15 protein-coding genes and 3 tRNA genes are annotated in these 24,508 nt (G+C 54.5%); 12 read left to right on the top strand and 6 right to left on the bottom strand.

The features are described from left to right. The first annotated feature begins 339 nt into the window (after positions 1-339). From EDI29_RS00410 to EDI29_RS00380, 7 genes are all read left to right on the top strand, one after another. A complete protein-coding gene (locus tag EDI29_RS00410) occupies positions 340-1,926 on the top strand; it encodes an ABC transporter substrate-binding protein (RefSeq protein WP_137739274.1) in 1,587 nt (528 codons plus the stop codon). Positions 1,927-1,979: 53 nt separating this feature from the next. Further along, on the top strand, positions 1,980-2,966 hold the full coding sequence (locus tag EDI29_RS00405; RefSeq protein ID WP_137739273.1) for an ABC transporter permease: 987 nt from the start codon (positions 1,980-1,982) through the stop codon (positions 2,964-2,966). A gap of 1 nt (position 2,967) precedes the next feature. Beyond that, positions 2,968-3,903, top strand: a complete 936-nt coding sequence (locus tag EDI29_RS00400; RefSeq protein ID WP_137739272.1) for an ABC transporter permease — start codon at positions 2,968-2,970, stop codon at positions 3,901-3,903. Further along, entirely contained in the window at positions 3,900-5,627 is a 1,728-nt protein-coding gene (locus EDI29_RS00395; RefSeq protein ID WP_137739271.1) for an ABC transporter ATP-binding protein, read from the top strand. The genes EDI29_RS00400 and EDI29_RS00395 overlap by 4 nt, the downstream gene beginning before the upstream one ends. After that, complete coding sequence (locus EDI29_RS00390) at positions 5,620-6,873, top strand: M20 aminoacylase family protein (RefSeq protein WP_137739270.1); 1,254 nt, start codon at positions 5,620-5,622, stop codon at positions 6,871-6,873. Before EDI29_RS00395 ends, EDI29_RS00390 begins: the two co-directional genes overlap by 8 nt. Before the next feature lie 84 nt (positions 6,874-6,957). After that, positions 6,958-7,659 carry a TetR family transcriptional regulator gene (locus tag EDI29_RS00385; RefSeq protein ID WP_137739269.1) on the top strand — a complete coding sequence of 234 codons (702 nt, stop codon included), beginning with the start codon at positions 6,958-6,960 and terminating at the stop codon, positions 7,657-7,659. A 43-nt stretch (positions 7,660-7,702) separates the two neighbouring features. After that, positions 7,703-8,620: a 4-hydroxy-tetrahydrodipicolinate synthase family protein gene (locus tag EDI29_RS00380; RefSeq protein ID WP_040034983.1), complete on the top strand. Its 918-nt coding sequence runs from the start codon at positions 7,703-7,705 to the stop codon at positions 8,618-8,620. Between the two features lie 100 nt (positions 8,621-8,720). On the opposite strand, the gene mltA is transcribed toward EDI29_RS00380, so the two are convergent. Beyond that, complete coding sequence (mltA, locus tag EDI29_RS00375) at positions 8,721-9,851, bottom strand: murein transglycosylase A (protein WP_137739268.1); 1,131 nt, start codon at positions 9,849-9,851, stop codon at positions 8,721-8,723. A gap of 269 nt (positions 9,852-10,120) precedes the next feature. On the opposite strand from mltA, the gene EDI29_RS00370 reads away from it, so the two are divergent. The 3 genes from EDI29_RS00370 to EDI29_RS00360 all read left to right on the top strand — a co-directional run bounded on the left by EDI29_RS00370 (position 10,121) and on the right by EDI29_RS00360 (position 10,446). After that, positions 10,121-10,197: transfer RNA gene (locus tag EDI29_RS00370), tRNA-Met, on the top strand. A gap of 48 nt (positions 10,198-10,245) precedes the next feature. After that, positions 10,246-10,322, top strand: a tRNA-Met gene (locus tag EDI29_RS00365). 47 nt (positions 10,323-10,369) lie between these two features. Next, positions 10,370-10,446 (top strand) — tRNA-Met (locus EDI29_RS00360). Positions 10,447-10,626: 180 nt separating this feature from the next. Here the strand turns inward: EDI29_RS00360 and amiC are convergent. Continuing rightward, complete coding sequence (amiC, locus tag EDI29_RS00355; protein ID WP_137739267.1) at positions 10,627-11,871, bottom strand: N-acetylmuramoyl-L-alanine amidase AmiC; 1,245 nt, start codon at positions 11,869-11,871, stop codon at positions 10,627-10,629. A gap of 259 nt (positions 11,872-12,130) precedes the next feature. Between amiC and argA the strand changes: the two genes are divergently transcribed. Then, positions 12,131-13,474 (top strand): amino-acid N-acetyltransferase, encoded by a 1,344-nt coding sequence (gene argA, locus EDI29_RS00350; protein ID WP_193555626.1) that lies wholly within the window; start codon positions 12,131-12,133, stop codon positions 13,472-13,474. Positions 13,475-13,537: 63 nt separating this feature from the next. Here the strand turns inward: argA and EDI29_RS00345 are convergent, their stop codons facing one another. Beyond that, positions 13,538-14,734 (bottom strand): L-talarate/galactarate dehydratase, encoded by a 1,197-nt coding sequence (locus EDI29_RS00345; protein ID WP_010286465.1) that lies wholly within the window; start codon positions 14,732-14,734, stop codon positions 13,538-13,540. Between the two features lie 324 nt (positions 14,735-15,058). Between EDI29_RS00345 and EDI29_RS00340 the strand changes: the two genes are divergently transcribed. Continuing rightward, positions 15,059-16,081, top strand: coding sequence for a LacI family DNA-binding transcriptional regulator (locus tag EDI29_RS00340; protein WP_137739265.1), 1,023 nt, complete (start codon positions 15,059-15,061; stop codon positions 16,079-16,081). A 12-nt stretch (positions 16,082-16,093) separates the two neighbouring features. On the opposite strand, the gene recD is transcribed toward EDI29_RS00340, so the two are convergent. From recD to ptrA, 3 genes are read right to left on the bottom strand one after another with little or no spacing between them, the layout of a single operon-like run. Continuing rightward, positions 16,094-17,953: an exodeoxyribonuclease V subunit alpha gene (gene recD, locus EDI29_RS00335; protein WP_137739264.1), complete on the bottom strand. Its 1,860-nt coding sequence runs from the start codon at positions 17,951-17,953 to the stop codon at positions 16,094-16,096. After that, positions 17,950-21,531 (bottom strand): exodeoxyribonuclease V subunit beta, encoded by a 3,582-nt coding sequence (gene recB / locus EDI29_RS00330; protein WP_137739263.1) that lies wholly within the window; start codon positions 21,529-21,531, stop codon positions 17,950-17,952. The genes recD and recB overlap by 4 nt, the downstream gene beginning before the upstream one ends. Beyond that, complete coding sequence (gene ptrA / locus EDI29_RS00325) at positions 21,528-24,464, bottom strand: pitrilysin (protein WP_137739262.1); 2,937 nt, start codon at positions 24,462-24,464, stop codon at positions 21,528-21,530. Before ptrA ends, recB begins: the two co-directional genes overlap by 4 nt. Between the last annotated feature and the right edge of the window lie 44 nt (positions 24,465-24,508).

The following is a 24,508-nucleotide window of genomic DNA, read 5'->3' as shown; positions in this document are numbered from 1 at the left end:
ATTATTTTTTCGTTATTCAAACCAGGAACGCAGCATGAAACCCATTACGCCACACAGCTATACCCTAAATAATTCGAGTTTCAGGAAGGCGGCAAGAGAGTGAATCCCGATGAGCTTACTCAGGTAAGTGATTCGGGTGAGTGAACGCAGCCAACGCACATGCAACTTGAAGTATGACGGGTATATTTCATTACTGCCCCGATGTTGACTTAACCCGGCCTAATTTCTCTTCCTCCTGAAGAGAAAGGGGCGTTGTCACCCCAAACACATCATTCAAAACACGCCATTAAAAATAAAAGCGGGGAGCACACCGTTGCCCTCTGCATACGGATGGGAAATATGAAAAAAAATCTCTTCTTGTCAGCGCTGATTCTGACATCTTCGCTTTTCGGCCTTGCCGCACAGGCTGAAACGTTGACGCCCAAGCGCGGCGGTACGCTGAATTTTCTGGCCGAGCCTGAACCACCGGTCTTAACCAGTCTGGTTAGCACCAGCGGCGCGGTGATGAAAATCAACGCCAAGGTGATTGAAGGCTTGCTGAATTACGATTTCGATATGAAACCGACCCCGCAACTGGCGACCAGTTGGTCGGTTAGCCCGGACGGTAAACAATATACGTTCCATTTGCGTAAAGGCGTGAAATGGCATGATGGGCAAGACTTCACCTCTGCGGACGTCGCGTTTTCCATTCTGACCGTCAAAAAATACAATTCACGCGGCCAGGGCACCTTCGCCAACGTCACCGAAGTGAAGACACCCGATCCATATACCGCGATCCTGGAACTGTCAAAACCCGCACCTTATCTGCTGAGCGCGTTCTCCGCCAACGAAGCGCCTATCGTGCCGAAGCACTTATACGAAGGCACTGACATTCTGTCGAATCCTCACAATACCGCGCCGATTGGTACTGGCCCGTTTGTGTTCAAGGAATGGGTACGTGGCAGCCATATCCTGTATGAACGTAACCCGAACTACTGGGATAGCCCCAAGCCTTACGTCGATAAACTGGTGGTGAAGATCATCCCTGATGCCGCCACTCGCACCATTGCACTTGAAACGGGTGCGTTGGATCTGGGAAGCGACTCCCCCGTTCCGCTAAGTGAAATTGAACGCATCAAGAAAAACCCCAAGCTGGGCATCGAAACCGCTGGCTATGGTTACAGCCCAACGCAAACCCGCATCGAGTTTAATCTGGATAACCCTTATCTGAAGAACCTGAAAGTTCGCCAGGCCATTGCGCACAGCATCAATATTGATGTGTTGAAAAACGTGGTGTGGTACGGCTATGCGGTAAGCTCACCCACGCCGATTACGCCGGAGCTGGCGCAGTTCCATGATGCGACCCCCTCTCCTTATGGCTTCGATATTGCCAAAGCGAACAAGCTGCTGGATGAAGCCGGCTTCCCGCGTCAGGCAAACGGTATCCGCTTCACGCTGGTACATGACTTCATGCCCTATGGCGACAGCTTCAAACGCGTAGCGGAATATCTCAAATCGGCGCTGGCTAAAGTCGGTATTGACGTCACCATTCGCTCGCAGGATTTCGCCACCTTTGTGAAGCGCGTTTATACCGACCGCGACTTTGACTTCAACAACGGCTCTATCTCGAACCTGTTCGATCCCGCTGTAGGCGTCCAGCGCCTGTACTGGTCAAAAACCTACCAACCGGGCGTGCCTTTCGGCAACGGTTCACATTACAGCAACCCGGAAGTCGACCGTCTGCTTGAGCAGGCCGCCGTGGAAACCGATCCTGAAAAGCGCGTGGAATTGTACAAACAGTTCCAACGCATCATCGCCACCGATATTCCCGATTTGAACCTGCTCCAGATTAAGCGCCAGACGATTTACAACAAACGCGTACATAACGTCGTCACGGATATTCAGGGCGTTAACGGTAGCCTGGCCGACGTGTGGCTAGATCAGTAATCGTAATACAGCATTCCCCTGCGCGGGCAGGGGAACTCTCATGAAGGTATGTGATGAATAAAGTAGAACGAATCGGGCGCGTACTGTGGCGTACCCTGCTTCATGCGCTGCCAACGGCGATTGGCATTATCATTCTGGTGTTTTTCCTGTTGCAGTTGGTGCCGGGAGACGCCGTTGATGTGCTGGCCGGCGAATCAGGCAATGCAACCGAAGCGACCATGGCACACCTGCGCGCCCAATTCGGTCTCGATCAACCCATACTGCAACAGCTCTCGGTTTATTTGGGCAATTTGGCGCAGTTCAGCCTCGGCTTTTCGCCTCGCTACAACGCACCGGTGATGGACCTGATCCTGTCACGGCTACCGGGCACGCTATTCCTGATGCTGCTGTCGCAGGTCTTTGCCATCGTTATTGGCATAACGCTGGGAACGATCATGGCGGTGTGGGCAGGTAAATGGCCCGACCGCTTGCTCTCCCTCATCGCGCTACTGCTCTACTCCACGCCGGGATTCTGGATCGGTCTGATGACGCTGATTCTGTTTTCCGTACATCTTGATTGGCTGCCAAGCGGCGGCAATATCACCATCGGCGCAAACCTAACCGGTTGGGCATATTTCAAGGATATGTTGCAGCATGCCATCCTTCCGGTAGTGGCGCTGAGCAGCTTTTTCATTGCCATTTATGCTCGTCTGACCCGCGCGGCCATGTTGGAAATCGCCCAGCAGGATTTCGTGCGCACCGCACATGCCAAAGGGCTGTCGCCGCTGTGGGTCACCGTCAGGCACATTCTGCGCTGCGCGCTGCTGCCTATCACTACCGTGGCGGGGATGCACTTCGGCAATCTGCTGGGTGGCGCGGCCGTTGTCGAGACGGTCTTTAGCTGGCCGGGGCTGGGCCGTCTGGCGCTGGAAGCGGTGATGGCACGCGACTTCAACGTCTTGTTAGGCGTCCTGCTGCTTTCCGCCTTCTTAGTCATTTTGGCTAACGTGCTGGTGGACTTACTGCAATCCTGGCTCGATCCCCGAATTAAGGCTCGCTGATATGAATAACCTTTCTCCTGAAAACCTCGTGCCGAAGAAAGCCGCAGCAGATAGCGCTCGTTCAACATCGACGCGTCCGTTAAAAGCGCCTTTTCGCCTGTCGCCGGAGGTGCGTGCATTTATCCGCAATCCCGCGGGGATGGCTGGCCTGCTGTTGCTGATTACGGTATTTCTGATGGCCACCTTCGCGCCGTTACTGTATCCCGGCGATCCGCTGGATATGGTCGCCCAGCCTTTCTTGTGGCCGGGCGAAAATCCTGATTTCCCCTTAGGAACCGATTCGATGGGCCGGGATGTCGCCGCGGGCATCGTCCACGGTTCACAGGTTTCCTTGCAGATCGGCTTCTCGGCAGTCATTGTCAGCCTGTTAATTGGCACCGTCGTCGGTGCACTGGCGGGCTATTTTGGCGGTCGGGTGGATGACCTGCTGGTTCATATCACCGAACTGTTCCAGACCTTCCCGACCTTTTTGCTGGTCGTGGTGCTGGTCGCCATCGGTTCACCGTCGGTTACGCTGATTTCACTGGCTATCGGGATTGCCTCCTGGCCGACGATTGCCCGTCTGGTGCGGGCGGAATTTCGCTCGCTGCGTGAAAGCGACTTTGTGTTAGCCGCACGCAGTCAGGGATTTTCCAGCCTGCGCATCATCTTTCAGGAAATGCTGCCGAACGCGCTGCCGTCGATCATCGTCACTACGTCAGTCATGGTCGCCTCGGCCATTTTGATTGAATCTGCTTTATCTTTCTTAGGCTTTGGCGATCCGAACCGCGTGAGTTGGGGCAGCATGATCGGCGCTGGCCGTGAATCGCTGCGTACCGCCTGGTTTCTTACTGCCTTACCCGGCACCGCGCTGGTCTTAACCGTGCTTTCACTGAATCTGGTGGGCGACGCGTTGAACGATGCCCTAAATCCACGTTTGCGGGGGAGAAGCGCATGAAGCCACTGGTCGATATTCAAGATTTACGCGTCGATTTTCCCGGCCATCAGGCCGTTCGAGGGCTAAATCTGACGATTAACGCCGGAGAAACGCTAGCGCTAGTCGGCGAATCCGGCTGCGGTAAATCCGCAACGGCGCTGTCCCTGATGCGACTGGTCGCCGAACCGGGAACAATCAGCGGCCGCATTCTGTTTGACGGGCACGACCTGCTTACTCTGCCGGATCGCAAGATGCGTCAACTGCGTGGCAACGCGCTGTCGATGATTTTTCAGGAACCGATGACCTCGCTCAATCCGGTGCTTTCCATCGGGCAGCAGATTAGCGAAACGCTGCGGTTGCATGAGGCACTGACGCCCGCACAGGCACGGACGCGCGCCATCGAACTGTTGGATCTGGTCAAGATCCCAGAACCCGCCCGTCGGGTGGATGACTATCCACATAACCTTTCTGGCGGACAGCGTCAGCGCGTCATGATCGCCATGGCGGTAGCATGCCGGCCGCGTCTGTTGATTGCCGATGAACCAACCACGGCACTGGACGTTACCATTCAGGCACAGATTCTGGCGCTGCTGGATAACCTGCGTCGTGAATTCTCGATGAGCCTGCTGCTGATTACCCACGATCTTGGGCTGGTGGCGCAATGGGCCGACCGCGTGGCGGTGATGTATGCCGGGAAAAAGGTAGAAGAAGCACAGGCGGCTGACCTGTTTCAGTCATCCACGCATCACTTTTCCCCCAAACATAACTACACGCGCGGGCTGCTGGCGACATCACTCCACATGGATCAGGACAGGCATTACCGTACGCATCGGCTGGCGGAAATCCATCATGTGCCGACGGACGAAGACGCCGGTTTTACCCTGCTGACGCCACCCAGCTTGATTCACCGAGCTACCGACACGAACCAGCCGCCGCTGCTCTCGCTGAAAAATATTCAGACCCGCTATTCAACACCGCAGGGCAAGGTGCTGGCGGTTGACGATGTGTCACTGACTATTTTACCCGGTGAAACACTCGGCCTGGTGGGCGAATCCGGCTGTGGTAAATCCACCCTGTCCAAAACCATTCTGCGTCTGTTACCACCGTCACACGGGCAGATCGTTTTTGATGGGCAAGACATCACCACGCTAAAAGAATCACGGTTGAAAGCGTTACGTCAGCGGGTACAGATGATCTTTCAGGACCCTTACGCCTCGCTGAACCCACGCCACAGTATTCAGCATATTCTTGAAACACCGCTGATTGTGCACGGCCTTGGCAATCGTTCGCAGCGACAGCAGGCGATAAACACGATCATCGATCGCGTCGGTCTACCGCAAAGCAGCCTGAATCGCTATCCCCATGAATTTTCCGGCGGGCAGCGCCAGCGTATCGGCATTGCTCGTGCGCTGGTGGTACGTCCTTCTCTGGTGATTTGCGACGAGCCCGTATCTGCACTCGATGTCTCTATTCAGGCGCAGATCCTCAATCTGCTGGTGGAGTTAAAAAACGAAATGGGCCTGTCGCTGCTGTTTATTTCCCACGATCTCGCCGTGGTGCGTTATATCGCCGATCGGGTCATGGTCATGCAAAACGGGCGCTGTGTGGAAAGTGGCGATCACCACAGCATCTGGCATCAGCCACAACACCCGTACACCCGCAAGCTGATCGATGCCGTCCCCGGCGGCGGGCAGCGTGATGCGCTTGTGTCTCCACAGCCGATGAGCAGACAGGCGCATGGATAAGAACAGAGAACGCGTGATAAATACACCGACACCAACCGCTATTGACCAAACGGCGATGGAATCGGCCATTCAGGATTTTTTACCTGAGCTGATTGCGATTCGTCACCATATTCATCAACACCCAGAAATCGGCTTTGAAGAGTTTGCCACCGCGCAACTGGTGGCAGAAAAGCTGACGGCGTGGGGGCTTGCCGTCACGACAGGCATCGGTGGAACGGGCGTGGTCGCCACCCTACGGGGTCGTTATCCCGGTGAAGACAGCATCGGCCTGCGGGCAGATATGGACGCGCTGTATATCAATGAGAAAACGGATCTGCCCTATGCCTCGGTGCATACTGGAAAAATGCACGCCTGTGGACATGATGGACACACCACCATGTTATTGGGTGCCGCACGCTATTTGTCTCTGCACCCCAATTTCGCTGGCACCGTGCACTTTATTTTCCAACCGGCAGAGGAAGGATTAGGCGGCGGACTTGCCATGCTCAATGACGGCCTGCTGACCACGTTCCCCTGCAACCGACTGTTTGGTCTGCATAACAAACCCGGTATTGAGGTCGGTAAGTTCGCGATTCGCAGCGGCCCGATGCTGGCGGCCAGCGATACCTGGCAGGTCACGTTTCGCGGCACGGGCGGACACGGCGGTTCAGGCGTCCACCTTTCTATTGATCCAACGCTGCCTGCCGCACAGTTTATGCTGGGCCTGCAAACCATCGTCAGCCGCAACGTCCCCGCGATGGATGCGGCGGTGCTCAGCATCGGCCATATTCAGGGCGGCGATATCCATGCTCCAAACGTGATCCCCGATAGCGTCATCCTTAAAGGAACCGGACGGAGCTACTCACCGAGCGTTCGCGATCTACTGGAAACGCGTCTAAAAACGCTGGCACACAGCACCGCACAAGGCTTTGGCGCGACGGCCGACGTGCACTATGAACGGCAATATCCCGCGCTGGTTAACGATACACACGTCACGCAGCTCGCCGTTAATGCCGCCGCGCAGGTGGTCGGGCTCGAACAGGTTGACACCGCGATGACGCCGCTGCTGGGTGCAGAAGATTTTGCCTACATGCTGGAGCAGCGCCCCGGCGCATTCATGATGCTGGGTAACAGCGACAAAGGTGCGGCCAACGTGCATCACCTACATACCCCACACTACGACTTTAATGACGCGCTGATCCCACTGGGCATCCGCTATTGGGCAACCTTGGTTTATCAAGAGTTGGGTTTTCAAGAACCGGCCTAGCGACAGCGCATTTTCCACGGCCTCAATATTACAACGCATGATGTCGGTGCCCCCGACGACGAGCGTGAGCAAAAAGGATGAATCATGGTGGCGTTATTGAAAACCAAAGCGCAAAGCAAAGAAAAAGAAGCGGACATCAAACAGCGAATCCTGCGTGAAGCCATCACGATCTTCGCCTGCAAAGGCAGTGAGCTAACGACGATTCGTGAAATCACCGAAGCCACCAACGTAAACGTGGCATCGGTGAATTATTACTTTGGTTCAAAAGAAGGTTTGCTGCGGGCCGTGCTGGACAACGTTCTCGGCCCGTTAAATGACGAAAGAACGCGCCTGCTGGATGAGGTAGAGAAAACCAATCAGGGTGATGACCTTCCCGTTGCCGCGCTGCTGGATGCGCTACTGCGCCCGCTGGTTAAAACCGCTCGCACACCTGATGGGGGTCGTATTGTCGTGCGCCTGTTACAGCACCTGCGCGCGACGCCGGGTCTGGAAGTCACCGCCCTGCTTTCGGCGCAGTTCGATCAGGTCGCCCACCGTTTTATCGATGCCTTTACTCGTGCATTGCCAGCGTTGTCGCGCGCAGAGGTGATCTGGCGCTATGAATTTGCCCGCGGAGCTGCCATGCACGTGCTAACCGACGCCGATCCGCGCTCTGGCCGTCTGGCGTTGCTTTCCAAAGGGCTGTGTGACAACCGCGATGACGACCGCGTGCTGTCGCATCTATTACGTTTTGTCGAGGCGGGTTTTACCGCCAAACCACTGGCTGAGACATCACTTCAGTCCTGATTTTTAGTTATTCGCAACACGTTTACATTGACAGGAAACAGACATGAGCAGAGAAAAAATTGAAGGGTCATTTGTTGCCCTCATCACACCTTTTAATGACGATGGCAGCGTGGATTTCGGCGCATTTGAGGCGTTATTGAAATTCCAGGAAGACAACGGTACGGCTGCCGTTTTGATTATGGGCTCAACCGGGGAAGTTTCTATGCTGTCCCCAGACGAGAGAAAAGCGATCATCCGCCGAACCGCGCAATACAGCACCAGCAAAATGAAGCTGTTCTACGGCTGTACCGGTAACAATACCGATACCACCATTGATTATGTTCGCTATGCGCACGACAACGGCGCAGACGGTGCCATTATCGCCGCCCCCGCTTATATCTGTGCCAGCGAGAGCGATATCGAAAGCTACTTTCTGGAAATTGCAGACGCGACCGATTTGCCGTTGGGGATTTATAACAATCCGCCACGCGTGAAAACGGATCTGCACTGGACGTCGCTGCTGCGTATTTTCCAACACCCGAACTACGTTATTCATAAAGAATCCACCACCCGCGTAGGTCAGGTCGCACAGGTTCTGGCAGGCAATCCCGATGTGTCGGTAATGTGCTGCGACTCGCCCAATCTGGGTCTGGTCGTGCCAACGATGTCGTTAGGAGGCCATGGAACGGCCAATATGACCGGCAATATTGCACCGGCAGAACTGGCCGAAATTTCTCGTCCGTGGAAAAACGGCGAAGATGCAGAGCGCTTCCGTAAGGCCTATCAGCATTTGCTGCCGCTGTTACACTACACCTATTCAGCAATCAATCCGGTGGCAGTGAAATCCTTGATGAAGGCAGTCGGTTTACCGGCAGGCAGTCTGCGCCGTCCACTGCGAGGATTACAGGGTGAGGCGTTGGATTCAGGTGTTCGCATCGTGAACGAATTAGGGCTGAGCAGCAAATATGGCTTTAAAAGCTGATTCTCTTCGGGGTATTAGCGTGTAGAACGCGAGGCGTTTCTCTCAGAAGTGGCGTAAGTAAATAGAGAGCCACTTCTGAGATGTCAAACGAAAGGGATAGCTACTGCGGGTTACTGACTAACAGCGAACCTGAACCGTTCGCCATACTGGTTTGTCCGTTCTTCAGCACCCAGACCCGACCATAGTGGTTATAGAAACCCGCCGAATGCCCCGCGTCCGGCCCAATACCCTGATACATATCGAAGTGCTGACCTTTAATCGCGCCTCCGACATCCAACGCAATCATCAGGCGCATTTCATACTTGCCGGTAAATTTGCCGACATTATCCAGCAGCGGCACTTCCATTAACAGAGCCGTGCCTGCCGGAATCAGCGAGCGATCGGAAGCGACGGAAGCCTTCGCCACCAGCGGCACGGCGCTTGCTCCTTTCACCGGCGCAGACATCATCGGTTTAAAGAACACAAAAGACGGGTTCTGTTCAAACAGCTCACGCACTTCATACTCGGAATGCTGCTCTGTCCATTTGCGGATGGCCTGCATCGACATCTCTTCACGCGGCACTTCACCACGATCGATAAGCACCTTACCAATACTGCGGTAGGCATGGCCGTTTTTACCAGCATAGCCAAAGAACGTCAGCGGGCGTCCATCGCCAAAATCAATATAAGCGCTGCCCTGCACTTCCATCATGAAGTTATCAACCAGCGAATTGGTCCACGCGAGAACCAGTCGCTCATCCAGCGCACCGGAATAAATTCCAGCACGATCTGGTAGCCGACGGTTATTTTTACCCTTTGATGGCATGGCATATAAAGGATGGCGGAATTCTCCCTGACGGGTGTGACGCGCCTGCAATACTGGCGTGTAGTAACCAGTGAACTGCACGTTACCAAAATTATCAACGCCTTCCATCTGCCAGGCATTCAGACCAAACTTGCTCAGCTCGCGAGTATCCGCCCCTGACATCATCCAGTTTTCGATCGCCTGAAAGATGGTGTTGTTGCGCGCATAAAGATTCGGTGACGCCGACCGAATTTCCGCGACCTGGGTCATGAAATCCCGCGCGTTGACCGGTTTCCCTTTGGCATTCGGCTCATTCACCAATTCCAAAGGCTGGTTGAGGTGACCATCTTTATATTGCTGCCCGCGATCGGTTGGCCTGGATTGGCACCCCGCCAGAATGGCAATGACCACTGCGGTCAGCACATATTTTCCCCACCGTCCCTTCATCTTTTGCGCTCACTTTTTACATCAAAAATTTACCGTCGAACGATAACAAACGCCTATCGAGAAAGGAATGGGATAGCGCATAAATCAATGGGGTAAGGAAAAAGGGTTCAGCATACGGCACCGCAAAAAGCTATTTTCTGTAAATCGCTCACTGCGCTCACAAAACGACCCATCAGGCGGTAAATCAATCACCTAATAGCCAAATGCAGCGCTTTTTACAGAAATAGGTTGCATCAATGTTCATGGAGAGTATAGTGCGCATCCACGGACGCGGGGTGGAGCAGCCTGGTAGCTCGTCGGGCTCATAACCCGAAGGTCGTCGGTTCAAATCCGGCCCCCGCAACCAATTGATGTGAGTCGTCCATCAAAAATAGTGAAGATAAGTCAGTACGGACGCGGGGTGGAGCAGCCTGGTAGCTCGTCGGGCTCATAACCCGAAGGTCGTCGGTTCGAATCCGGCCCCCGCAACCAATTGATGTGAGTCGTCCATCAAAGCAGTGAAGATTAGTTATTACGGACGCGGGGTGGAGCAGCCTGGTAGCTCGTCGGGCTCATAACCCGAAGGTCGTCGGTTCAAATCCGGCCCCCGCAACCAACTAAGACTATGTCTAATTAAGAACCAAGCGACAAAGCACCTTAACGGGTGCTTTTTTGTTTTCTGCGTCACCTATTATCTATGCCGTTCCTACTATCTATGCCGTTCCTACACCGCGCCCCAGACCTATTGATTTCCTCTGAACCGCGCCAGCAAGACGCGGTCATCATGCAACATCAACTACCGCTCAGCCTGACTGGCAAAGTAGGCTTTAATTCCTGCAAAAATGGATTCCGCAATTTGCTGCTGGAAATGGCTGGTGCGCAGCTTGCGTTCTTCTTCCAGATTACTGATAAATGCCGTCTCAACCAGAACAGACGGAATATCCGGCGCTTTCAGTACCGCAAATCCGGCCTGATCGACGCTGTTTTTATGCAAACGATTCACCCTACCCAGCCGGGTCAGGATCTCTTTACCAAACTTCAGGCTGTCGCTGATGGTCACGGTCTGCACCAGATCGAACATGGTGTGATCCAGATAGCGATCGCCGCTCATGCTCACGCCGCCGATCAAATCCGATTCATTCTGGGTCTCTGCCAGAAATCTGGCGGCGGTACTGGTTGCCCCTTTCTTCGACAGTGCAAAAACCGACGATCCTCTTGCCGATCGATTGGTAAACGCATCCGCATGAATCGAAATAAACAGATCGGCACGCTGCTTGCGCGCTTTCGCCACCCGCACGCGCAGCGGAATGAATACATCTTCATTACGCGTCATATACGCTTTCATGTTGGATTCATTATCGATCAGCTTGCGCAGGCGGCGGGCAATTTGCAGCACGATGTCTTTCTCGCGCGTTTTATTCTTGCCAATCGCACCGAGATCTTCACCACCGTGACCGGGGTCAAGCATGATAATCAGCGGACGATCCCGCCCTGCTTTCCCGGCTTTCGGCGCTTCCGCCGGCAGCGTACGTTCCAGCTCGCCTTTGTTGTAATCCTCCAGCAGCGCCAGCAGCGGATCGTCTTCGTTGTCGTAGCGCCCTGCGGCAGGATACAAATCCAGCACCAGCCGGTGCTTGAATTCGGCCACCGGCCCCAGCGTAAAGACTTTAGTCGTCGCCTGCTGCTTAAGCTCCAGCACCAGGCGCACCGTGGTTTTATCAAACTGTCCGATGCGCGCTTCTTTAATCAGCGGATCGTTATCTGACGTAAACTGGCTGGCGATCTCCTTCAGCACGCTGTTCAGATGAACATTTTCGATATCCACCACGATGCGTTCAGGATGACTCAGACTAAACTGTTTATATTTCAGCGGGTGATTGGATTCCAGCGTGACGCGGGTATAGGCGGAGGACGGCCAGACGCGCACGGCAACGACCTGTGTCGTCGCCGCTATCCCTACACCACTTACGCTTAGCAGCCAGGTTGCTGCTGCGGTTTGTAATAGACGCCGTCGAGTCAAATGATGATTCGAATGAGACATGCCACTCCGATCTGATTGCTGTGCGCTATCCTGCGCTGTTGTGTTGCCAATGCACTGGATAGGTCATTAAAAAATGAATAAAGGTAAAAATTGTCAAAAACTTTAACGAATCTATCCCACTCTGTCATGCAAAAATCATGTGCAGGCCTTATAACAGGCGGATATCATAAATTTGAAGCATTAACCTCGCTTTTCTGGTTAATACTTCCTCTTGCCTTTTACGTCATAAAGAATAAAAATACAGAAATTACGAATAAAAATGCAAAGAGGGCTCGCAGTGAAGGAACGGAGTACAGAACTGGTTCAGGGCTTCCGCCATTCAGTTCCCTATATCAATGCCCACCGTGGCAAAACGTTTGTCATCATGTTAGGTGGCGAAGCCATTGAACATGCCAACTTCTCTAGCATCGTAAATGATATCGGGCTGTTACACAGTCTGGGGATCAAGCTGGTGGTGGTTTATGGAGCTCGTCCCCAGATCGACGCCAACCTGACAACGCACCACTACGAGCCTCACTACCATAAAAATACCCGTATCACCGACAGCGCCACGCTAGAGTTGGTCAAACAGGCTGCGGGTATGCTGCAACTGGATATCACCGCTCGGCTATCGATGAGCCTGAACAACACGCCGCTGCAAGGTGCCCACATTAATGTCGTCAGCGGTAACTTTATTATCGCGCAGCCGCTTGGCGTGGATGATGGCGTGGACTACTGCCACAGCGGCCGCATTCGCCGCATTGATGAAGAAGCCGTTCACCGCCAGCTGAATAGCGGTGCGATTGTGCTGCTCGGGCCGGTTGCGGTTTCTGTCACGGGTGAAAGTTTCAATTTAACCTCGGAAGAGGTCGCGACCCAGCTCGCCATTAAGCTGAAAGCAGAGAAGATGATCGGCTTCTGCTCATCACAGGGTGTCACTAACGAAGAAGGCAGCATCATTTCTGAACTGTTCCCAGACGATGCGCAGCAGCGTATTGATGCACTGGAACAGGCTGGCGATTACCATTCGGGTACAGTCCGATTCCTGCGCGGCGCGGTCAAAGCCTGCCGGAGCGGCGTGCGTCGCAGCCACCTGATCAGCTATCAGGACGACGGCGCCCTGTTGCAGGAGCTGTTCTCACGCGATGGCATCGGCACACAGATCGTGATGGAAAGCGCCGAACAGGTTCGCCGCGCGACCATCAATGACATTGGCGGTATTCTGGAGCTGATTCGCCCGCTGGAAGAGCAAGGCATTCTGGTCAGACGCTCGCGCGAGCAGTTGGAAATGGAGATCGACAAATTCACCGTCGTCGCACGCGATAACCTGACCATCGCCTGCGCTGCGCTTTACCCGTTCCCGGAAGAAAGCATCGGCGAAATGGCCTGCGTCGCGGTTCACCCGGATTACCGCAGTTCGTCACGTGGCGATATGCTGTTACAACGTGTTGCCGCTCAGGCACGTCAGCAGGGTCTGCAAAAGTTGTTCGTACTGACGACACACAGCATTCACTGGTTCCAGGAACGCGGATTCTTACCCGCCGAAGTGGAAATGCTGCCGAAGAAAAAGCAGGCGCTGTACAACTACCAGCGGCGCTCGAAGATTCTGGTGCTAGACCTCTGAGTTATTCCACTCAATAACGCTTCTCGTGACCGACCGTAAAGTCGGCCACGATCTTTCATCTGCTTATGGCTGCTTGCCAAACTCACAGCTTAATGTTGTCCACTTCCTTGCCTGTTCGCTCAGCGTAAATCCTAGCCCCAGACGATCGGATACCCACATGCGCCCATCACGCAGCTCTAGCTGCTCGTTGAACAACGGATTCAGCCACTCGAAGTGTTCCAGCCAGGGTTCAATCGGATAGGCCGCTGCCAGATGCAAATGCACTTCCATCGCAAAGTGTGGTGCCAGCTTACGACCGTGCTTCGCGGCCAAATCCATGATTTTCAGGAAAGGCGAAATCCCGCCCACGCGCGGCGCATCCGGCTGCACAAAGTCACTGGCGTTCCCGAGGATCAGCTGTTCATGTTCGCGGAAACTGGTCAGCATCTCGCCAGTGGCAATCGGCGTATCCAGCGCGGCCGTCAGCGCCGCGTGGCCTTCCACATCGTAGGCATCCAGCGGCTCTTCAATCCAGATCAGGTTAAAAGCCTCCATCTTTCTACCCATCCGAATCGCCGTTTCGCGATCCCACTGCTGATTGGCATCCACCATCAGCGGGAAATCATCCCCCAGCGCTTCGCGCACCGCCGTGAGACGACGGATATCCTCCGCCGTATTCGGCTGCCCGACTTTCAGTTTGATCCCGCCGATACCGCTTTCCCGGGAGATCACGACATTTTTTAATACCTGATCCAATGGCGTATGCAGGAAGCCGCCGGAGGTGTTGTAGCACTGCACGGAATCACGGTGTGAGCCCAGCAGCTTAGACAAGGGCAGACCTGCACGCTTGGCTTTCATATCCCACAGTGCAATATCGAGCGGAGAAATCGCCTGCACCGCCATTCCACTGCGGCCAACCGACGCACCAGCCCACAGCAGTTTGGTATAGATCTTATCGATATCGTTCGGATCTTCGCCTAACAGGTTATCCGCAATCTCTTTCGCATGGGCATAAATGCCCTGTCCACCCGCCCGCTTGGAGTAGCTGAACCCCACGCCTTCAAACCCATCACGACTGCGGATTTCCGCAAAAATAATCGCCACTTCGGTCAGCGGCTTCTGCCTTCCGGTCAGCACTTTTGCGTCGCTGACTGGCGTTGCCAACGGCAAAAACGCCAGAGAGAGTTTTACCCATTCAATTCGATCGCCCGACTCGGCAGCCGTTCTGACGTTCGTGACTTTTGCATAGCTAACCGCCGCTGAATTTGCACTGATAGTCATGTCTCACCTCGTAAAATGATTGCGCTAACATTCATAAACAGAGGGAAGATAGCGATAAATGAAGAAAAAACATGCAACACAGATCACACAATAATCATTACCACGATAAAATCGTTCATCGAGAGACAGAATTAATGATTGCGCAATCACCACAAAAAGTAAGAGGATACAGCGGAAATGCAGCCTAACCAGCTCTGGAGCCAGCCGGAAAAACGAGACAATTCGGCAGGTTGTAGAAATACAGGCGACTGGTAAACCGATGTACCATCAACGATAATCCAGCGACATGTAAATGTGCGCGCAGCCTCAGAAGGGAACCCGTGATTGAAACGCGATAAAAACGCCAGCAGCATGCCGCCGCGCGCTCCCACGCTTGAAGATGTCGCGCGTGCCGCAGGCATTTCGCCCATGACCGTCAGCCGCGCGTTGAACAATCCGAAGATTGTTCGTGCAGAAACGGTGAATAAGGTGATGGAAGCGGTTCGCGCCACGGGCTATATCCCCAATATGTTAGCGGGCGGGCTCGCCTCCCGACGCAGCAAGCTGATTGCCGTCGTGGTGCCGCAAATCAATAACAATATGTTCGTTGATACCGTTCAGGCGATCAGCGATGAGCTAGCCGCACGCGGTTACCACATGCTGCTGTGCGTCGCTGGCTATACCAATGAATCCGAGGCAGAGATTGTCGCCACCCTGCTTTCTCGTCGCCCAGACGGTATCGTCCTCACCGGTATCCACCATACGCCCGAACTCAAACGTCTCCTGCTCAACGCCACGATCCCCGTCGTCGAAATCTGGGATCTCACCCCGACGCCGCTCGATATGCTAGTCGGTTTTTCCCATGAAAATATCGGGAACGCCATCGGACACTATTTGCTGGGTAAAGGACATTTGCGCTTTGGCCTGGTCTGGACCGAAGACGCACGTGCCGGGCTGCGCAAGAAAGGCATTTACGACATCATACAAAAACAGCCGGGACATTACGTGCGTGAAGCCCTCGCCCCGTGGCCTGCGACGATGGCGCTAGGGCGACAAGGGCTAAGCGAACTTCTGGCCGATGGCGAGACTTTTGATGCCATTATTTGCAGTTCCGATACGCTGGCGCAAGGTGTGATGATCGAAGCGGCCGCCAGAGGATTAGCGGTGCCGAAGCAACTGGCCGTGATGGGATTTGGCGATCTCGATTTCGCTGCACACAGCACACCAACGATTACGACGATCAGGATCGATCGCTGGAAGATCGGCACCGACGCAGCGGCCATGCTGGCAGAAAAGATTGAGGGGAAAAGCGTGCCCTCCCCCATCATGGATATCGGTTTTTCGCTGATTGAGCGTGAGTCCGCCTGACGTTATCCCCCATCAAGGACGCATCATTAATGCGCTAATTCTCTCTTCCAAGCCACTATAGCGCTGCGTTGGCGTTTTCACCGCCCGGCAGAGAATGCGGACATCGGTATAGAGCGACAAACGCTGGCGCGCACGCGTGATAGCGGTATACACCAGCTCCCGCGTCAACACCGGTAAATAGTGGTTCGGCAGCACCAGCGCCGTATGATCGAACTCCGATCCCTGCGATTTATGCACCGTCATCGCATAGGCCGTGTCATGCGGCGGCAGACGGCTTGGCGTAACATCCTTGGTTTCGCCATTCGGCAAGGGGAAAAATACGCGCAGCTCCCCGCTTTCTCCTATCATGGCGATACCGATATCACCATTAAACAGACCCAATGCGGCATCGTTACGTTCAATCATGACCGGCCGGCCGGGATACCAGCGGTTAAGCGGATTACGACTGCGCTGAATCAGCCCTGCCTGATGCAAAGCCTGCTCGATACGCTGATTCAGCCCTGCTACGCCAAACGGCCCTTCACGCAACGCACACAGCTGACGATAACGCTGGAAAGCAAGCAACACGACATCCGGTGTCGCTCCTGAGGCGATAAGCTGTAGATAATCACGATATCCTTCAACGCACTGTGCCAACATCGTCTGATACTCTTCAGCATCGGTTAACGCGCTACAGGTGATATCGGCAAACTCGCCGTTCAGCACTGCACGCACGCGAGCATCATCGCCACCGTTCACAGCGAGCGCCAGTTGCCCAATACCAGAATGCGGATCGAAGCGGTAGCTCCGGCGTAACAGGCAAATACTGTCACCGACCGTCGTCTGCCCTTCGGGACCACTGTCATCCAACATACAGCCTGTTAGGCGTTGCAACTGTTGCGCACGCGCACGACTATAGCCAGCCTCGGCAAAACGGCAGATGTCACCTAACACCGCCCCCGCTTCGACGGACGCGAGTTGATCGCGGTCGCCCAGAAAGATAATTCTGGCCTGCGCCGGAAGTGCGGCGATCACATTCGCCATCATCGGCAGATCGACCATCGACGCCTCATCCACAATCAGTACATCCAGATGCAGCGGATTTCCCTGATGGTGACGCAGGCGTTGGCTATCCGTCACCGCGCCTAAAAGCCGGTGCAGTGTTGTCGCCTCTTGCGGAAACGCCTCTCGCTGCTGCTGATCCACCGACAGACGGTGCAATGCCAGCCCCAGCGACTCCGTGAGCCGTGCGGCCGCCTTTCCGGTAGGCGCAGCCAGTTGAATACGTAACGCATCTCCCGTATTCAGCTCAATCAGCGCCGCCAACAGCTTAGCCACCGTCGTGGTTTTCCCCGTTCCCGGACCACCAGAAATAATCGCAATGCGGCGCGTTAAGGCAACAGCCGCGGCTACCTTCTGCCAGTCAATCTCTTCGCCTGAATCAGGAAACAGCCGGTCCAGAACAGACCGGATCGCAGGTTCATCGACGGGGATCGTATCACGCTCGCTGGCAATAAACTGCGCTACACGCCCCTCGCTCTGCCAGCTGCGCTGTAAATAAAGCTTTTCGCCTTGCAGCACCAGCGGCGTCGGTTTGCTACCGTCGCTAACGGCATTGGACGCCAGCAAACGCTGTTGCCAAGCGGCAACCGTGTTTAGTCCCATTCCTGCAAGCAATTGCTGCGCTAAGTCAGGATCGCGGCCGTCAAACAGCGTCTGTGCCTGCAAGTTTTCCAGCGGTAAACACACGTGTCCCGCCCCCGAGTGCGCACTCAGGCAGGCGGCAGCCAACAGCAGATCGGGCTGCGTCTCATCCGCCAGCATTCTGGCGAACTGAACATCCAGCGGGCGCACTAACCGCCGCGCCTGCGCCATTTCAAGTAAGGCAATCATGACGAAATTCCTGTGTCAGCATCATCAGGCGTCTTTCCCTTGAAGAGCGCATCAAGCCCGAAAACAAATTCAGCAGAGGGACGACAAGCAAAAATGCCATTACCAGGGTGAGATTCCTCAACGCCGCGTAAAAACAGATAAAATACCCCGCCAAAATGGCGCTCATAGTCGTAATCCGCAATGCGGTGCCGGAGATAGCGATGCAAAGCCAGCGTGTAAAGCTGGTATTGCAGGTCATAACGGTGCTCTGCCATCGACTGCATCATCGCCGCTTGGGTATAGGCACTGGCATCGGGGCCGAGCCAGTTGGATTTATAGTCCAACAGGTAGTAACGCCCTTCCCAACGAAAAACCAGATCGATAAACCCTTTCAGCATGCCTTTAACCTGCTGAAAAGACAGCGTGGGACACCGTGCAGATAGCGGGTCGTAGTGCTTTGCCAACCGATCGAGCTGCGTCGCCTGCATCGGAGCCTCAATCGGTATGTAGAACTGTAATTCAGCCTGCTTATCCTGATTCTCCAGCGCCGATAGTGTCGTCCCGTGCTCGTCAAGCGGCGTAGTCAAAAGCGTATCCATCCACGTCTTCAACACCGGATGCCAGTGCGCTTCAAACCCCTGTAGCTGCAACTGCTCGGCCAGCCAGTCATCATCAACCGGTTGGGTAAAGTCCAACGTTTCAAACAGGCTATGCAAAAACGTCCCCGGACTCGCGCCGCGCGGGAACGTATGCGGCGTCAACTGGGTTTCCCCCACTTCCTGACGTTCACCTATCGCTTCAATATCCAGACGTGGCACCAGATCCTGCGTGTTTGTGCTGCCATGTTGCTGAAGCCCCGAATAACTGGTCACTCGCCAGCTGTCACGCAGTTGGCGTTCAATGTGTCGAGCCCGCAACTCTGCCAATTCTGGTCTATCCGGCTGCCAACGCTGTTCTTTCGTTGCCTGTAGCCGTGTTAATTCGACGCCGTCCCCCACCATGCCTTCCAGCTCGCTGACTAACGTGGCTGCCTCCGCTTCTTTACCCCGCTGAAGCAAATAGCCCAGCGCGCTGTGGTGCATATCGCTGCTGCCATCTTTCTTACGCGACCGCTGAACGGGCGCGACGCCCACGCTACAGTGGTAGATAGAACGGGTCAGCGCGACATACAACAGACGTAAATCTTCCGCCAGCCGCTCTTCTTCCGCCAGCGTCTGGCTTTCTTCACTATTTTGCAGATCCAACACGGCCTGATAGCTCTCGCGATCGTGATAAACGCCCTGATCCTGCACGCGGAAATTACTGATGAAAGGCAGCCACACCAGCGGGTATTCCAGCCCTTTCGATTTGTGGATCGTCACGATCTGTACCAAGTGGCGATCGCTTTCCAGACGTAGTTGCTGACTCTCTGCCTGCGGATTAGGCTGGACAACCTGTTGCGATAGCCAGCGTACCAGCGCATGTTCGCTATCAAGCGTTGCCGAGGCATCCTGCAATAATTCACCGATGTGCAGAATATCGGTAATGCGGCGTTCGCCCTCTGTACTTGCCAGCAAATTCTCAGCCAGTTGATGTTGGCTCATCAACGCTCGCAGCATCGGCAGCACGCCACGCTGACGCCACAGAGCGCGGTAGCCAGCAAACTCATCCACCAGCGCATCCCACGCTGATTCACTTTGCCCCAGCGCATCGACCTGTGCGGCATCCAGCCCCATCAGGGCCGTCGCCATGGCGCTGCGTAACGTGCGCTCCTGCTCCGGTGCCAACACCGCCTGCAACAACCACAAGATATCGCTGGCTTCCGGCGTGCTAAACACGCTATCGCGATTGGACAGGTAGACCGAGGGAATGGACAAACGACTCAGCGCATCACGGATCAACGACGCTTCACGTCGGCTACGCACCAGCACACTCATGTCAGATGCTTTGACCAAACGCCGGGAATCATCGGTTATCAACCAGGCTTCATTACGCTGGCTAGCGGCCAGCCAGTCACGAATCTGCGCCGCACACTGGCGCGCCATCTGTTGTTGATAATCTCCCACGCCAATCGGTTCCGCGCCCGTTAGCCAAAATTGCAGCGCAGGCTGAGGCTGCCCGGCAACTTCAAACACCAAACCGCGCTTAGATTCAGCAGGGTTAACCGGCAGGAAAGGGATATTTTGAAAAATAAAAGGATGTTCGAGACGTTCAAACAGGCGATTCACGCCACGTACCATCGGGTGTGACGAGCGCCAGTTCGTGCCCAGCGTATAATGCGCAGCCACTTCGCCACGCGCGTGCATATAGGTAAAAATATCCGCACCGCGAAACGCATAAATAGCCTGCTTAGGGTCACCGATCAACAATAGCCCGCACTGCGATTGCCCGACATAAAGCGTGCGGAAAATACGGTATTGTTGAGGATCGGTATCCTGAAACTCATCGATCATCGCCACCGGATAACGTTCACGAATGGCGTCAGCCAGCCTTTCTCCTGCCGGCTGTTGTAATGCATCATCCAAACGGCTCAGCAGATCGTCAAACCCCAGTTCCGCACGCTGCCGTTTTTCCTCACGCACAGAATCCCGAATTGCCGACAGCGCACGGACAATGACCAAATCACGCAGCGACAGCGGTGCTGCAAGCAGTTGTTCCGTCGCTTCAAACACCGGATGAACCGGTGGATCGCCTTTCTTCGTTTTCTCGATTAACGTTTGCTGGGCAAATCTCACCAGATCTTTCGGCAGTTGATAATCCAGCGTTAGCTGCTCCGCCCACAGCGTGACTTTCTGTAGCCAATTGGGGAGATGCTTACTGCTGTAGCTGCGTTTATCCACACCAGATGCCACGATTAGCGCTTCCAGTTCCGCTGCTGACGCCAGCCAGTGCTGTTTATAAGCATCAATCGCCGCCACAATTTTCTCATGTCGACTCAGCAGCGTTTCTCCCTCTTCTGGCGGTAAGCGAAACGCGGGGGCTTCGCCGTGCAGATAAGGAGCCAGATCGGCCAGCAAATTCTCCGGCCCTTTCCACTCCAGACCGACGATACGTGCGACCTCTACCGGTAGAGGATAACAATAACGACGCCAGAAATCGGCGCAGGCCTGACGGCGCAGCGGCTGTTCATCTTCTATCAGCACCTGTTCAAACAACACGCCGGATTCAAACGCATTGGTACTGAGCATACGCTGGCAGAAGCCGTGGATCGTGTAGATTGCCGCTTCGTCCATTTGTCGTTCAGCCGCCAACAACACATCGGCGGCCTCTCGATGATCCGCAATCTCCGCCAGCAGTTGCGCTAGCGACGTATCCTTATGTTTTCCCGCCTCTTCACCTTGGGCGCTTTTACGCAGGCAGGCAATACGCAACGCGTGGATTCTGGCACGAATGCGCTCACGCAGCTCTTCGGTCGCGGCCTCCGTAAAGGTCACAACCAGAATCTCCTCGACCAGTAACGGGCGTGGGTACGCGGCTTGCTTACCCAGCCCCAGCAGCAGGCGCAGGTAAAGCGCAGCCAGCGTATAGGTTTTACCCGTTCCAGCCGACGCCTCAATCAACCGCTCCCCCAAGAGCGGCAACGTCATGACGTCTAATGATTGAGGCGCGGCATTTTTCATTCTGCTGAAACCTTACCGACAGCTTCCGATGCTGCTGGCGCAGGGATCATCGTGGGCGCTTTCTCACGCGGTAACGTTTTCTGCAATGAAGACGCATCCGCGTAGGTATGCCATCCTTTCGGTGCGGCATAGTCGGCTTTACCATGATGGCTACCGGAAACCTGCGACAGAATAGCCAGGCCTTCAGGTTTCAGCGCCTTCTGGAAGAAGTCTGCCAGTTGCGCCACCGTCAGCGGTTTGATTTGCTCGAGCAGTTTCTCGCGTGAATCAAAAGCGAAGTTTTCCTGATCCAGATCGCGACGCAGTCGGCTGGCCTCTTCGCCTAAAGTTTGCGGACGCTGGCTCAGTTCATTCATCACGCCTTGTTTATACTGCGTGAATTCTTCTTCACTCATTTCACGCAGACGCTTTTGCGCTTTCAGGAAGAAATCTTCATAGCGCTGATACAAATAAGCGGGTTGTTTACTATTGCTTTGCAACAGGAAGCCGATACCCATCTGTCTACCCACTGACGTCGGGAAAGCAAAAACCGCATAGCCCAATTGCTCTTCCGTCCTCAATTGGCTATAGAACCAAGGCTGAACGATCTGTCCCAGCACCGAGCTATACGCCATGCTTTGCGTTTCCGAATAACCTGTCGGTACATACACCGCCGCTAACGCAGAATCCGTGCTGCTGCCCGGGCGCTGTAGATTGGCAAGCTGCGGCTTACTGACTTTAACATCATCACTGCGCGACAGATTTTCACCATCGGCCTTCAAATGCGTTTTCAGCGTACTCGCCAGCTCGGTGACGCGTTCTGGCGCCAGATTACCGACGACCAGCATTTCCGGCGTAGCTTTTTGCAGCAGATCGTTGCGGTAGTTAACCACGTCCTGCAAACGAATATCCTTCAGCAGCTTACGGCGTTCACCGCGCTCGAAATAAGGCAGCTGTGATATCGCCTGAATCGGCTGTAGCGCTTGTTCAAAGGCTTTTGATTTCTCAACGGCATCCAACTGCTGCAAGTACCAGGATTTAGCCTGTTCCAACTGCGCTTCCGTTGAGGTAAAGGAGGCATAGCCATCTGCCAACGTCAGTAGCAACTGTGGCAAATGCTGGGTATAGCCATCTGCGCTAATCACCAGACCATCATTGCTGCGGGTGGAAAAACTGATGCCGCCAATCGATGCCTGATAACTCAGTTCATCCAACGCCAGACCAGCCAGATAATCGTTTAACGCGAACAACACCTGATTACGTGCGGTACTGCGCGCTTCCTGATTACGCAGAAACAGCGTGATTTCTGCTTTCGGCTCATCGGCAAAATAGTGACTTGGCATGTACAGCACGCGCAGCCCTGGCTGATTCACCAGGAGCGTCGGTTTGGTTATCGCCTTATCTGCGTTGATCAGGGAGAAATCATCTGGGATGTAAGGGTTGATCGTCGGCAACGACAGCGACATTTTCTGCCCCAGCGCTTTCCATTTGGCAAAGGTAGCAGACGGGATTTTATCCATCTCGTATGGCGCATCGACAAAATAGGCCACTTTATTATGCGGTTCATTCGGGCTAATGACCCAAACGCGCGCATTCTGCGGCGTCATCTCGTCCAGTCGTGCAGCGATAGCCTTCGGATCGTAGCGATCGGCAACATACTGGGCATCCAGCGTATGTTCGACCGGCACGCGCAGCATGGTATCAACCAACCATTCGATGTAGTCCATATCACGGCTGATGGACGGATAGCGGAAATCCAGATCCAGAACATGCGCGATCTCATCAAAATAACGCTGCTGAATCCCTTCTGTGCGGATTTGTTGCAGGTAACGGAATATCGCAGCGATCACTTCATCACGCTGTGCCAGGCCTTTATCGGTCAGCGAGGCAGAAATCGCAAACATGCCGCCGTTGCGGTCGATGATCGGTGAAGAACCTGCGCCGATAGACTCAACCAGCCCTTCTTTTTGCAACCAGTCGGAAAGCGTATTCTGGCTACGGTTGCCGAGCAGATAACTGATATAGGTATCCGTCTTGCTACGGAATTCCTGGCTAATATCGCTGACGCGAAATTCAATACGCAGCTGTTTTCTCGGTTGAGCGGGAACATAGTGAATCATCACGCCACGCTGCTTTTCCGTCGTCACAGGAACGGTAACGGCTGGAACACTAGCGTTGTGATTGGCAATACGCCCGAATGTGTCGGCCGCCAGTTTTGCCAGTTCAGGCAGAGGTTGATTACTGTAAATCACCCCCTTCATCAGATTAGCTGAGTAGTATTTCTGGTAGAACTTCACCAGCTCATCATGCAGTTTACTGCCGGGTTTATCGCTCAGGGTTTCAAGATTGCCCCCCGAAAAACGCGCGCTTGGGTGCGCCGGATTCAACGTTTCCGCTCCTACCTGTGCCATGCGGTGACCGTCACGCGAACGCGCCATCGTTAATTCCGCATTGACCGCATTACGCTCGCGATCGGCATTTACCGGATCGAGCAGCGGTTCCGCAATCGCATCCGCCATCCGATCCACCGCAGGACGCAGCGCATCGTTTTCCACTTCCAGATAAAACGCCGTGCGGTAAGACGCCGTGCTGGCATTGTGGCTACCGCCATGCTTTTTCAAAAATTCGGACAGCGCCTCTGGCTCTGGGTAACGTTTCGATCCCATCAGCACCATGTGTTCGAGGTAGTGCGCTAAACCCAGTTGGTTATTAGGATCGTCCAGCGAGCCAATAGGCAGCGCCAGTGATGCCAAAGATTTGGGTGCCTGTGGATCGGAAACCAGCAGAACGGTCATTCCGTTATCCAGTTTGATCGCCTGATATTGCCGCGGATCTTTTTCGCTTTTTCGAATGGTCTGAGCCAGCGGCTGCCAGCCCGTCTCAGCCCAACTCGCCGGAAGCCAGAATGTGAATAAAAGAAACCACCCGGTAATCCAGACCCACTGTTTACGCATGCAATTCTCCAACCTCATATCCATCACTTTTCACGTTGCAGTGC

It is taken from the genome of Pectobacterium polonicum (genome assembly GCF_005497185.1).
GTDB classification, from domain to species: Bacteria; Pseudomonadota; Gammaproteobacteria; order Enterobacterales; family Enterobacteriaceae; genus Pectobacterium; species Pectobacterium polonicum.
This window is presented reverse-complemented; position numbering and strand designations above follow the sequence as displayed.

Bases quoted from the DNA above. Each gene is read 5' to 3' on its own strand.
- EDI29_RS00410 (WP_137739274.1), top strand. From the start codon at position 340: ATGAAAAAAAATCTCTTCTTGTCAGCGCTGATTCTGACATCTTCGCTT.
- EDI29_RS00405 (WP_137739273.1), top strand. From the start codon at position 1,980: ATGAATAAAGTAGAACGAATCGGGCGCGTACTGTGGCGTACCCTGCTT.
- EDI29_RS00400 (WP_137739272.1), top strand. From the start codon at position 2,968: ATGAATAACCTTTCTCCTGAAAACCTCGTGCCGAAGAAAGCCGCAGCA.
- EDI29_RS00395 (WP_137739271.1), top strand. From the start codon at position 3,900: ATGAAGCCACTGGTCGATATTCAAGATTTACGCGTCGATTTTCCCGGC.
- EDI29_RS00390 (WP_137739270.1), top strand. From the start codon at position 5,620: ATGGATAAGAACAGAGAACGCGTGATAAATACACCGACACCAACCGCT.
- EDI29_RS00385 (WP_137739269.1), top strand. From the start codon at position 6,958: ATGGTGGCGTTATTGAAAACCAAAGCGCAAAGCAAAGAAAAAGAAGCG.
- EDI29_RS00380 (WP_040034983.1), top strand. From the start codon at position 7,703: ATGAGCAGAGAAAAAATTGAAGGGTCATTTGTTGCCCTCATCACACCT.
- mltA (WP_137739268.1), bottom strand. From the start codon at position 9,851: ATGAAGGGACGGTGGGGAAAATATGTGCTGACCGCAGTGGTCATTGCC.
- amiC (WP_137739267.1), bottom strand. From the start codon at position 11,871: ATGTCTCATTCGAATCATCATTTGACTCGACGGCGTCTATTACAAACC.
- argA (WP_193555626.1), top strand. From the start codon at position 12,131: ATGCAAAGAGGGCTCGCAGTGAAGGAACGGAGTACAGAACTGGTTCAG.
- EDI29_RS00345 (WP_010286465.1), bottom strand. From the start codon at position 14,734: ATGACTATCAGTGCAAATTCAGCGGCGGTTAGCTATGCAAAAGTCACG.
- recD (WP_137739264.1), bottom strand. From the start codon at position 17,953: ATGATTGCCTTACTTGAAATGGCGCAGGCGCGGCGGTTAGTGCGCCCG.
- recB (WP_137739263.1), bottom strand. From the start codon at position 21,531: ATGAAAAATGCCGCGCCTCAATCATTAGACGTCATGACGTTGCCGCTC.
- ptrA (WP_137739262.1), bottom strand. From the start codon at position 24,464: ATGCGTAAACAGTGGGTCTGGATTACCGGGTGGTTTCTTTTATTCACA.